11 protein-coding genes are annotated in these 12,245 nt (G+C 48.0%); 9 read left to right on the forward strand and 2 right to left on the reverse strand.

Going from position 1 to position 12,245, the window contains the following annotated elements; genetic code table 11:
* Positions 1 to 10 precede the first annotated feature (10 nt).
* The 9 genes from DHX103_RS10620 to DHX103_RS10660 all read left to right on the forward strand — a co-directional run bounded on the left by DHX103_RS10620 (position 11) and on the right by DHX103_RS10660 (position 11,364).
* Complete coding sequence (locus tag DHX103_RS10620) at positions 11 to 706, forward strand: YesL family protein (protein ID WP_422122256.1); 696 nt, start codon at positions 11 to 13, stop codon at positions 704 to 706.
* Positions 707 to 733: 27 nt separating this feature from the next.
* Complete coding sequence (gene pgmB, locus DHX103_RS10625) at positions 734 to 1,417, forward strand: beta-phosphoglucomutase (protein ID WP_422124754.1); 684 nt, start codon at positions 734 to 736, stop codon at positions 1,415 to 1,417.
* 33 nt (positions 1,418 to 1,450) lie between these two features.
* Positions 1,451 to 3,721, forward strand: coding sequence for a glycoside hydrolase family 65 protein (locus tag DHX103_RS10630; protein WP_422122257.1), 2,271 nt, complete (start codon positions 1,451 to 1,453; stop codon positions 3,719 to 3,721).
* A gap of 156 nt (positions 3,722 to 3,877) precedes the next feature.
* Positions 3,878 to 4,882 (forward strand): LLM class flavin-dependent oxidoreductase, encoded by a 1,005-nt coding sequence (locus DHX103_RS10635; protein WP_422122258.1) that lies wholly within the window; start codon positions 3,878 to 3,880, stop codon positions 4,880 to 4,882.
* Between the two features lie 218 nt (positions 4,883 to 5,100).
* Positions 5,101 to 6,420, forward strand: a complete 1,320-nt coding sequence (locus tag DHX103_RS10640; protein WP_422122259.1) for a short-chain fatty acid transporter — start codon at positions 5,101 to 5,103, stop codon at positions 6,418 to 6,420.
* A gap of 310 nt (positions 6,421 to 6,730) precedes the next feature.
* Entirely contained in the window at positions 6,731 to 7,720 is a 990-nt protein-coding gene (locus tag DHX103_RS10645; RefSeq protein WP_422122260.1) for a TAXI family TRAP transporter solute-binding subunit, read from the forward strand.
* Positions 7,721 to 7,748: 28 nt separating this feature from the next.
* Positions 7,749 to 8,174, forward strand: a complete 426-nt coding sequence (locus tag DHX103_RS10650; protein WP_422124755.1) for a DUF1850 domain-containing protein — start codon at positions 7,749 to 7,751, stop codon at positions 8,172 to 8,174.
* Positions 8,171 to 10,201, forward strand: a complete 2,031-nt coding sequence (locus DHX103_RS10655) for a TRAP transporter permease (RefSeq protein ID WP_422122261.1) — start codon at positions 8,171 to 8,173, stop codon at positions 10,199 to 10,201. Before DHX103_RS10650 ends, DHX103_RS10655 begins: the two co-directional genes overlap by 4 nt.
* Positions 10,202 to 10,392: 191 nt before the next feature.
* Entirely contained in the window at positions 10,393 to 11,364 is a 972-nt protein-coding gene (locus DHX103_RS10660) for a F510_1955 family glycosylhydrolase (protein WP_422122262.1), read from the forward strand.
* Positions 11,365 to 11,417: 53 nt separating this feature from the next.
* Here the strand turns inward: DHX103_RS10660 and DHX103_RS10665 are convergent, their stop codons facing one another.
* Positions 11,418 to 11,744 (reverse strand): four-helix bundle copper-binding protein, encoded by a 327-nt coding sequence (locus tag DHX103_RS10665; protein ID WP_422122263.1) that lies wholly within the window; start codon positions 11,742 to 11,744, stop codon positions 11,418 to 11,420.
* Between the two features lie 111 nt (positions 11,745 to 11,855).
* Positions 11,856 to 12,113 carry a hypothetical protein gene (locus DHX103_RS10670; protein ID WP_422122264.1) on the reverse strand — a complete coding sequence of 86 codons (258 nt, stop codon included), beginning with the start codon at positions 12,111 to 12,113 and terminating at the stop codon, positions 11,856 to 11,858.
* Positions 12,114 to 12,245: the final 132 nt, after the last annotated feature.

Here is a 12,245-nt window from a genome sequence, read left to right on the forward strand (position 1 = left end):
GAGGGGTATTATGCTTGAATTGAAAGGAATCAGCGGAGTGTTTTATGCAATGAGCGAATGGATCATGCGGTTTTCCGCTGTCAATTTGTTGTGGTTCGGCATAAGCCTCCCGTTTTTCTTGCTGTTCGTGACAGTGGAAATGAGCAGCTCCGGCGGGCTCATTTTCTTCGCAATTGCTGCATGTCTCCTTGGAAGCCTGCTTTTTTTCCCGGCTACGGCAGCGGTCTTTTCTATAGTAAGGGAATGGGTCATGGAAGCGGAAACCTCCTCCATTGCCAAAAGCTACTTCAGGCACCTGAAAGCGGAGTACCGAGCGAATGTGAAAATGGGCGCCTTCTTTTCGCTGGTGTGGCTCGTTTGGTATTACGGCTATTTTTATCTGTACACAGCGAAAAGCAGTGGGGCCTTTGTTTTATTGCTATCCGGCCTGTTTTTGTTCGTTGTTACCGTCAATTTTCTGTCGATCAATGCCCATTACCGGATGAGCGGCTGGGCGAAGGTGAAAAACGCATTTTTCCTTTCAGCGGGCAAGCCGTTGATGAGTCTGGTGATTGCATGCGGAAGCGGCATTCTGGCATGGCTCAGCACGACGCAATTGCTGTGGCTTTTTCCTTTGGCGATTTGTTCGCTGATCGCCTTCCTGTCGTTCAGCGCATTTTACCGGATTGCCCAGAAAATTGGTGGAAGTTCGGAGGCAGATTCCTGAGTGCTGACAAAGAAAGGAACGAAACTTATGCCAAAACTTCCGAAACTCATCATATACGACTTGGACGGCATCATTACGGATACGGCGGAATTTCATTTTCGGGCATGGGAAAAATTGGCGAAAGAATTGGGCATTACCATAGACAGGCACTTTAATGAGCAGTTGAAAGGCATCAGCCGCATGGATTCGCTCGACCGGATTTTGGAGCAGGCCGCGACACCAATGGCGTTATCGGATAAAGAAAAAATCGAGCTCGCGACCCGGAAAAACGGCTATTACCTCGAGTCGATCGAGGCGATCGATCCCACTCATATCCTCCCCGGCATCAGGGATTTTTTAGAGGACAATAAAAAATCGGGTATCAAAATAGCGCTGGGTTCCGCCAGTAAAAATGCGTCGCGCATCCTGGATAAGCTGGAGCTTACCGGCTATTTCGACTATGTCGTGGACGCTGCGCAAATAACGAAAGGCAAACCCGATCCCGAAACGTTCACTGCAGCAGCCGATGCGTTCGGAATCGCTTATCCCGATTGCATCGGAATTGAAGATGCGGCGGCCGGTGTGGAAGCCATAAACCGGGCAGGCATGTTTTCCGTAGGTGTTGGCGAAGAAGCGCATCTGGCGCATGCGGATTATTTGGTGGAAGACACCAGCCGGTTGATATTCCCGGAAATCCTGGAACGATTTCAAGCTAAGCAGAAACGGCATTGACCGATGAGCGGCTGCCGGAGAGGAGGGGGAGCAATGTCCTGGAAATTGACGAGCTTTGATCTGGATGATGAAAGTTTGGTGATCAATGAAAGCATCCTGTCCATCGGCAACGGATATCTCGGTGTGCGCGGGAATTTCGAAGAAGGCCACGAAGAAGGAACCAAGTCAATCCGCGGAACTTATATCAATGCGTTTCATGACGAAACAGAAATCATCTACGGAGAAAAATTGTACGGTTTTCCGGATACGCAGGAGAAAGTGCTGAATGTCATCGATGCCCAGACTGTCCGGATCTATTTGGATGACGAACCGTTTTCATTAGCCCAAGGTCAAGTGCTGGAATTTGAGCGGTGTTTGCATATGGACCGGGGATTCACGGAACGGATTGTCCACTGGAGATCGCCTGGCGGCAAGGAAGTGAAGATCCATTACAGACGCTTAGTTTCGTTTGTGACGAAAGAATTGTTTGCCCTCGACATCCAAATCATTCCGATTTCGCAAATTGATCGGATCAGAATGATTTCAACAATCAATGGGGATGTGACGAATTTTTTTGATAAAACCGATCCGCGAGTCGCATCGGGCCATGCCAGACGGCTTCACGTTACGGAAGCGCTCCAGGAAAATGGCATCAGCATCGTCAAAGATACTACATATGTGACGGAGCTCGAAGTGGCTTGTGTTTCCTCCTCTTCCATTACAGCCGGGAGCTGGGAATACAACAGCTGGCCAGGTGAGCATACGCTGGAGGAAACGTATCTTTGCAAAGGCGATGAACCGATTTATTTTACGAAATACGCACTTTACACGGATACAATCCGGCACGGTGCTGACGTAACGAAAGAAGGGCTGAAACTTCTTCAGCAAGTCAAAGAGATGAGCTTCGAGGAATTGCTGGCACAGCAGAAGCAATATTTGGACGCATTTTGGAAAGTGTCGGATATCGTGATTGACGGGGACCCGCACGTCCAGGAAAGCATCCGCTTTAATCTGTATCAATTGCTGCAATCCGTCGGCAAAGATCCGGCCAGCAACATCGCAGCGAAAGGCTTATCGGGAGAAGGCTATGAAGGGCATTATTTTTGGGATACCGAAATTTACATCTTTCCGGTCTTTTTAATGACCCATCCGGAAATTTCCAAAAATCTGCTGTTGCACCGGTATTCGATTTTGGAGCACGCAAAGGAGCGGGCGAGGGAAATGGGACATAAAAGAGGCGCTTTGTTTCCGTGGCGTACGATTGCGGGCATGGAAAGTTCAGCGTTTTTCCCGGCAGGCACTGCGCAATACCATCTCAGCGCCGATATCGCGTACAGTTATATCCAATATTATTTGGCCACAAAAGATGAAGAATTCCTGACACGGTATATGGCCGAGGTGCTGTTTGAGACGGCGCGTTTATGGGCGGACACGGGGCATATGCAGGCAGGCAAATTCCGGATTGACGGGGTGACGGGACCGGATGAATATACGTGCATCGTCAACAATAATTATTATACGAATGTCATGGCAAAGCATAATTTATTGTGGGCTGTGAAAGTCTACAGGTTATTGGCGCATCAAGATCCCGGCCACTTGAGCCAACTCATCGATCGGCTGGGGCTGGCGGAAGCGGAAGTGGAATATTGGCAGACCGCCGGTGAAAATATGTATCTGCCGTATGACGAGACTTTGAAAATTAATGCACAGGACGATACTTTTTTGCAAAAGGCGAGATGGGATCTGTTAAATACACCTTCAGAAAAGTTTCCTTTATTGCTCAACTACCACCCCTTGACGCTGTATCGCTACCAGGTGTTGAAACAGGCGGATACGGTGCTTGCCCATTTTTTGCTGGAGGATGAACAGGATTTCGACACCATCAAAAATTCCTATGATTATTATGAGGAAATCACGACGCATGATTCGTCGCTGTCTTCCTGCATCTATAGCATCATGGCATCGAAATTGGGTTATGCGGAAAAAGCCTATAGGTATTTCGATGAAACCGCACGGCTTGATTTGGATAACATCCACAAAAACACAAAAGACGGATTGCATATGGCGAATATGGGCGGCACGTGGCTTGGCATCGTCTACGGCTTTGCCGGGATGCGGCTGAAGGAATCCGGCCTTTCGTTTTCTCCGGTTCTTCCGGCGGAATGGAACTCCTACGAATTTCATGTCCGCTACCAGGGAAGGATGCTGAAAATCCATAAAAACCGGGAGTCGGCGGTCTACACACTTCTTTCGGGAAAGGATCTGGAAATCACGCATGAGGGAGAGCTGCTCTATTTGGCGAACGGAGAGGAAGTAGTGGTTTGAAATACCACAGATTCGAAAGGAAGCCTTAGCGACCGCTAAGGCTTTTTCGTATTAAAAATTTTTTCGCAGGGATTTGGTCTGCACAAACAAACCATTCCTGCACGCCACGCCTTGCGTGCTAAACTAGAAGCAACTTGGAAAAAAGGCGGGAAACGCATGATATCACTTAGCATTCTGGATTATTCGCCGATTGATGAAGGTTCGACGGCAGGAGACGCGCTGCAGCAGACGACCGCGCTCGCGCAATTGGCGGAGCGGCTTGGCTATAAGCGCTTTTGGGTGGCAGAGCATCATCAGGTGGATTCAGTTGCCGGCAGTTCACCGGAAATGCTGATGATGCATCTGGCCGGCGCGACCGAACGGATCCGCATCGGCTCCGGCGGCGTCATGCTGCCGCATTACAGTTCATATAAAGTGGCGGAAAATTTCCGGATGCTGGAAGCTTTGCATCCCGGACGGATTGACCTCGGCATCGGACGCTCGCGCAGCTACCGTTTGGTCAACAAGGCATTGAACGAGTCGAAAGGGATTCCGGTTTCCTATGAGCAGCAAATCGCCGATATGCAAAAATATTTTACGGATGATACGGAATCGGAACATCGCTTTCAAAAACTGCGCGCCACACCGGTTACCGAAACAGCGCCTGAAATGTGGGTGCTCGGCACCGGGGAAGGCAGTGTGAAAGTGGCGGCGGAAGCAGGAGCTGCCTATGCTTATGCACATTTCGCGAAACCGTTGAAATCAAGCAGCAAATTGATTCAGTCGTATAAAGAACAATTTCGGCCATCCCAATTATTGGAGGCACCCCAAACAATGGTTTGTGTGTTTGCAGTTGTTGGAGAAACGGAAGAGGAAGCGGAGGATTTGGCGCAGGCGTTTGATTTGTGGCTGCTGTTCGTCGAGTCGGAGACACCGCCGCCGTATTATCCATCTATTGAAACAGCGAAGCAGCGTGGTTTCAGTGCAAGCGAGATGGAACGGGTCGAACGCAACCGTAAACGCATGCTGATTGGCACGGCCGAAGAGGTGAAGCGGCAAATCGAAGAACTTGCAGAAGCTTATCAGACGGATGAGATTTTGATCATTCCGAATGTGTCAGGTGCGAATAGCCGGATGAAAGGGATCGGGTTGTTGGCGGAGGCATTTGGACTGGAAAAGTGAGTTGAAAAGGGTCGGACAGGCAGAGATGCTTGTCCGACCCTTTTTATAGCGAAAGACATTATCTTTTTTATTGGCAATACGCGGCAGTGCCCTGACAAGACGATTCTGTAAAAACCTATTTAGTAATATTATCAAAATTTTTAAAAATATATACAATACACAACTTAAATGAGGTAGCATAAGAAAGGATATGACTAAAGACAAAGGGGATGTGCAAAATGAAAGGTATTATCCGTTTTTCCAATAACTTAATGGAAAGATATCTGCCGGATCCATTTTTATTCGTTATTATCCTGACACTCGTTGTGTTCGGACTCGGCTTGGGATTGACAGATTCCTCACCTGTCGAAATGGTTGCTTTCTGGGGTGGAGGCTTCTGGGAACTTCTCGCGTTCTCGATGCAGATGGTGCTTGTGCTTGTTACCGGATTTGTTCTGGCAAGCAGCCCGATTTTCAAAAAGGGATTGGGCAAACTCGCGAGTTTTGCGAAATCGCCGGGTAGCGCAATTATTTGGGTAACATTGGTGTCACTTGCAGCAAGTTGGATCAACTGGGGATTCGGTCTGGTTATTGGTGCGTTGTTCGCGAAAGAATTGGCGAAGCGTGTTGACCATGTCGATTACCGCTTGCTGATTGCGAGCGCTTATTCAGGTTTCATCATTTGGCACGCTGGCTTCTCCGGATCGATTCCATTGTCGATTGCGACAGACGGCCATCCGTTCATGGACCGGATCGGCATTATTCCAACCGGCGATACGATTTTTGCCAGTTACAACCTCATCATCATCGCGGCATTAGTTATTATTCTTCCATTATTAAACCGTTTGATGATGCCGAAAAAAGATGAAACGATTGTGGTCGATCCGAAAGTTTTGGTGGAACCGAAAGTCGAAGAACAGCCGGAAAAAGCTGATAGGACTCCCGCTGAGCGTCTGGAGAACAGCTGGATTTTGTCAGCGATCATCGGTGTACTTGGTGTTGCATTTATCGCGTACTACTTCATTCAAAATGGATTCGCGTTGAACCTTAACTTGGTCAACTTCATGTTCCTGTTCCTTGGGATCCTGTTCCACGGAACGCCACGGAAATATTTAATTGCCGTTCAGGAAGCGGTCAAAGGAGCAGGCGGCATCATCGTCCAGTTCCCATTTTATGCGGGAATCATGGGCATGATGGTTTCATCCGGCCTGGCAGCAGTAATTTCGGAAGCATTTGTCAGCGTTTCGACTGCAGAAACTTTCCCATTATTCGCGTTCTTGAGCGCAGGGATTGTTAACTTCTTTGTGCCATCAGGCGGCGGGCAATGGGCAGTTCAAGCGCCGATCATGCTAGATGCAGCGGAAATGCTCGGAAGCGAACCGGCGAAAGTCGCTATGGCTGTTGCCTGGGGCGATGCTTGGACAAATATGATCCAGCCATTCTGGGCTTTGCCGGCATTGGCAATCGCGGGACTGAAAGCCAAAGACATCATGGGCTTCTGTCTGATTGTGTTGTTTGTCAGCGGTGTCGTGATTGGTCTGGGGTTGTTATTCCTGTAAATGAAATCTAGTTTTTGGTCTTGCCAATTTCGATTGGCAAGACCATTTTTATGTTTTCAACCGATTGGCAGCAAATCTACGGGTTAGAAATTGGTAAATATTTATTATGCTAAAATACAGAATTTTTCTCGCAATTCCGATAAAATATTTGTTCAATCCTACTATAGCATTAGGGTTTATTATAAAAAGACCTAATATTAGGATGTAAAATTATTCATTTTAAACAGAATATCAAGAAAATATCGTTAAATTTCTTTTGTTTTCAGTATGCATACGCTATAATTAGAAAAAATAACGAGGGGGCAACAACATGGCGAAGAAAAAGTTAAGCGTTTTCATGATGTCTGCAGCTGCAGCTTTGGTATTGGCAGCTTGCGGCGGCGGAGAAGAAACATCTGATGGAGATTCTGGCGAAGGCGGAGACGCTGAAAGCCTTGAATCGAATATCGTCACAATTGCAACAGGCGGAGCATCAGGTCCTTATAATATTATCGGGACAACACTTGCTGATACTTACAGCAATACGTATGGTGTCAACTCTCGTACACAGACGACCGGAGCCTCGGTTGAAAACGTCAACTTGATCAAAGAAGACAAAATCGAAATGGCTTTCACCATGAGTGACGTGGTCAGCCAGGCCGTTGAAGGAACGGAAGGCTTCGATGAGCCAACGGATAAAATCAGCCAGATTGCTGCACTTTACCCGAACTATGTGCAAATCGTAACGACTGCCGATTCTGGCATTGAAACATTCGATGACCTGGTTGGCAAACGCATCGCAGTGGGCGATCAGAACTCGGGTGTTGAAGTGAACGCACGCATGCTTTTGGAAGGCCACGGCATCACGTATGATGACATCGATGTGGATTACCTTGGCTACGCGGAAGCTGCAGATGGCCTGCGCGCCGGTCAAATCGATGCAGCCTTCCTGACAAGTGGATTGCCGAACGCATCCCTGCTGGAACTGTCTCAATCGCTTGATATCCGCATGGTTTCAATCGATCCGGCAGATGTCGAAGAGATTGCCGAGGATCAATCTTACTTCCTGGCGATGGAAATCCCGGCCGACACTTATGGCAATGAGGAAGCAATCCCAACAGCGGCAATCATGAACGCATTGGTTGTCAATTCGGATATGAGTGAAGAAGATGTCTACAAATTAACAAAAACTTTCTTCGAGAACCTCGATACATTGGAAAACTCTCACCAGGCAGCTTCTGATATTTCACTGGAAGCCGCACAGGAAGGTCTTGTAGCGCCGCTTCACCCTGGAGCCGAACGTTATTACAATGAACAATAAGGTTTTATTTGGGGGAGCATGCTTGCTGGTGCTCCTCTTTTTCCTGCTGTTCAGGCTGCCGGTGATCTATTTCGATTTCGGCGAAGAACAATATTTTCTGACAGAAGACGAATTCACGCTGAAGTGGATTCATTCCGTCGAAAAAGAAGAATGGCTTGAACTGTACGAAAGAGACGGCGAAGAGCTGTTACTTACTGAAACAATCTTTAAGACATTCGGGGCAGGCGTTCCGTCAGACGGGGAAATTATTTCATCGGACGATGGCTTTGTCCATATGCGCATCAACCGTCGCCTGGCAGAAATGAATTTGACCGTGTCGGAAAATGCACAGACGACGATTGTAACAGAAGACAAAACGATTCCGCTTTATGAGTTGACCGATGATTACGAGTTTGTCGCCATCTCCATTCAGCGGATCCATCTTTGGCAGTATATTGGAGGGAAGAAGTTATGAACAAAGACAATAGAGATCTGAACATTGAAAGCGTCTCGGCGCATGACGAAGACAAAGATGTGAATCAGGAGATTTTGGAAAAATACGACGTCGATGCCAAGGTTCGTAAATTTAAGAACCGCAAGCTGGTATTCCTCATTGCAGCGATTGCCATTGCCTATTCCGTATTCCATTTATATTTAACATTCAATCCGCTTCCGGCCCTCCAGGCGAGATCGATTCACGTGGCTGTAGGTATGGGCCTAATATTCCTGATTTATCCGACATTCAAAAAACAGGACCGGACAAAAATTCCTTTCTATGACTGGATTCTTTTCTTTCTCAGTTTATTGACTGCCGGTTATATCATTTACGAATACAATGCAATCATGACAACACGCGGAGGCATTCCGAACAATATGGATATTATCATGGCCATATTGACCGTATTGCTTGTTCTTGAAGGGGCACGCCGCATCACTGGCTGGATCCTGCCGATATTGGCTTTGATCTTCCTGGCCTATCCATTCTTCAGTTATAACCTTTGGGTTCCGGACATGTTAATGACCCGGCAATTCGACCTCGGAGATATTTTCGGGCAATTGTACCTGAAGACAGAAGGCCTTTATTCAACGGCCATTTCCGCATCTTTGCAGTTCATTTTCCTGTTTATCCTGTTCGGCGCATTTCTGGCCAAATCTGGAATGGGTCAATTATTCAATGATCTGGCGATGGCGCTTGCCGGAAGCCGCCAGGGCGGTCCCGCCAAAGTGGCGGTCATCTCCAGCGGATTCATGGGAAGCATCAACGGTTCGGCCATTGCAAACGTAGTGGGAACCGGTGCATTCACGATTCCATTGATGAAAAAAATCGGTTACAATAAAAACTTTGCGGGCGCGGTAGAAGCGAGTGCCTCGGTCGGTGGACAGATTTTGCCGCCGATCATGGGGGCTTCCGCGTTCATCATGGCCGAAACAACAGGCATCGCTTACGGTACCATTGCCCTCGCGGCAATGATTCCGGCAGTGCTCTATTTCCTCGGCGTTATTATGCAGGTGCATTTCCGTGCCGGCAAGCTTAGTTTGAAAGGGATTCCGAAAGCGGATCTTCCAGAAACAAAAAAAGTTTTAAAAGAAAAAGGCCATCTATTGCTGCCGATCGTCGGACTGGTGTTCATGCTTTACACTGGTTTGCCGATTGCGCAAGCCGCATTTTATACCATCGTTCTGACTGTATTGGTTGCGGCAATCCGCAAATCAACACGCATGGGCTTCAAAGATATTTTGGAAGCACTTGAAAATGGTGCACGCCAGTCCTTATCCGTTATGATCGCCTGTGCGGTCGTCGGCATCATCATCGGAGTTGTCAGCCTGACAAGCTTTGGTACAGTGATGACTTCTGCAATTACGGCGTTTGGAGCGGGGTCGCTGTTCTGGACATTGTTCCTGACAATGATTGCTTCCATCGTACTCGGCATGGGCTTGCCTTCAATCCCTGCCTATATCATCACAGCAACAATGACGGCACCGGCACTTGCTGAATTTGGCATTCCGGTACTGGTGGCGCATCTATTCGTATTCTATTTCGGTATTTTCGCCAATATCACACCGCCGGTTGCGCTCGCCGCATTTGCCGGAGCGGGGATTTCCGGCGGGGATCCGATGAGGACCGGCTTCAACGCATTGAAGCTTTCGATTGCCGGCTTCATCATCCCGTATCTCTTTGTGTACAACCCGGCGATGCTGCTCATTGAAACCGAGGGAATCGCCACAAATGCCAGGGAATTTGCGTTCCCACCGGCGCTCGAAGTGCTGCTGATTACCGTTACAGCCATCATCGGCATCATCGGTTTGAGTGCAGCGGCAGAGGGCTACTTCAAGACAAACATGAATGTCGTCACCTCGATTCTGTTGGGAGCCGGCGCATTACTGCTGATTTTCCCTGAAAACTTTACAGATGTTATCGGAATGGTAATCGTGCTTGGAATTTTTGCGCTAAACTATTTGAAGAATAAGCGAGAGAATAAAACTCCGGTTCCATCCGGTTGAACAGAATAATCAAGGCAGGCCTTTCGGGGCTTGCCCTTTTTTTATTTCCCGGGAAATAATTCCGGAGTGATCGCCAGTAAACTTAAAAGGTTTTGAAGCTGCCACATTTTCGACAAGCAGAATAGCTGAAGTGTGGATGTTTTTCGTTATAATGAGAGACAGAGAGACAACAGAGCAGGAGGAATCTTCAAATGACTAAGAAATTTTTATTCGTCGCGCTGGCTGCCGGTTTTATTGCCGCAGGGTGCAGTGACGGTTCAGATAATGAAGCAAACGAAAACTCGGCGGCTCCGGAAGAAGAAGCCACCGAACAGCAAAATGCGCCAGAAGATGATTTTCTGCAGGCGTATGATGGGGTGTTGACACATGTTCACGGCATGGGCTTTGTGGAAAGTGAAGGCGGGCTGTACCTGGCTTCTCATGCGGGATTGAAAATCTATCAGGATGGCAGCTGGTTTGAGACAGACGGCATGTTCAATGATTATATGGGCTTTAACGCGGTGGATGACGGCTTTTATACGTCCGGGCATCCGGGGGGAGATTCAGATTTGCCTAATCCGATCGGCATTCAGCGCAGCAATGACGGTGGCCGGTCACTTGAGGAACTCGGCTTTGTCGGCGAAACGGATTTTCATCTGATGGCTGCCGGTTACCGCAGCCACGATCTGTTCGTCATGAATCCGATGGCAAATTCGGAAATGGAAGCGGGCTTTTACTTCAGTGACAATGCCGGTGAAGATTGGCAGCGACTCGAACCGCAGGGGCTTGACGGCGACTTGCTGGCACTGGCGATCCATCCGGACGATTCGCAGCTGATGGCAGCGGCGAGCACTACGGGGGTTTTCCTGTCGGAAGACGGCGGCGCAACATTCGAACGGCTGACAGAAGATGGTGAGTTCGGGACCGCGGTGCATTTTACAGCGGACAAGCTCTACTTCGCGAGTCACGGAGAAGGAGCGTCGATGAAAGCCTATGATTTTGAAAGCGGGGAATCCGAAACGCTTGAGTTGCCGGAGTTGAATGAAGACGGTGCGATTTTTATTGCAGTCCATCCGGCAAATGACGAGGATATTGTTTTCAACACAGCCAAAGGCAATACGTATATTTCCAATGACGGCGGAAAGTCGTGGGAAGAAATTATGAGCGCCGGCCAAGTCCAATAAGGCACAAAGAAAAATCCCTTTCCGGCATTTTCGGAAAGGGATTTTTCTTTGTATTATGCGATTCCTTTGCAAGCTTCAGCGCATTTGAAGCAAGCTTCTGCACAGCGCTGGCAATGGTCGTGATCATGTTGTTTGCATTCATTGCCGCAGGCTTCGCAAATTTCAGCGCAAACTTTTGCCAATTGGGCAACGAATGGGGAGTTGCGGGAAATGGCCTGTTCTAGATAGCCGCAGATGTCTGCGCATTCACGGTCCAGCCGGATACAATCCGCCATCATTTTTACGTCGTCTTCCTGCAGGCATGCGTCGAAACAATGGTTGCATTCGGTCATGCACTCGTGCAAAACTTTCAATAACTCTGCATGTTGATGATGTGCCACAATAAAACCTCCAATGTCAGATTTTTTTGACTCATACTCCCAGTTTTTCCTGTTAGCAGAAATTTAAACATGGCGCCGAAGATTTCTGGTGATCAAACGAGTGACTCCCTGTCAGAACGGTCTTTTCGTTGGATCTTCCAAATCTTTGACTTGTTGGTGATATTCTTCTTCGCTGATTTCACCTCTGTTGTATTGTCCCTGCAAACTGTGTTTATCTTCTTCAGGAGGCGGGGGATCCACATTTCGAGATTTCGGATTGTTCCGGGCCATGAAAAACCAGAAGATGATTAGAACACCGGCAAGGAATATTAGCAAACCACCCAATAGGCTGAGGGGCATCGGAATAGTTGATAACAGAAGGATATCCACTTTTCTCACACTCCTTTATCCATAAATCTGCTTGTTACTTGTGTAGTTCCCTTTTTCAGAGTCTGGTAAGCCAAAACGATCCACATCCAGGGCATTATTATTTTTTGTCTTCTTAAACTACCGTTTCCATCC

This window comes from Planococcus daihaiensis, from assembly GCF_049262615.1.
Lineage (GTDB): Bacteria > Bacillota > Bacilli > Bacillales_A > Planococcaceae > Planococcus.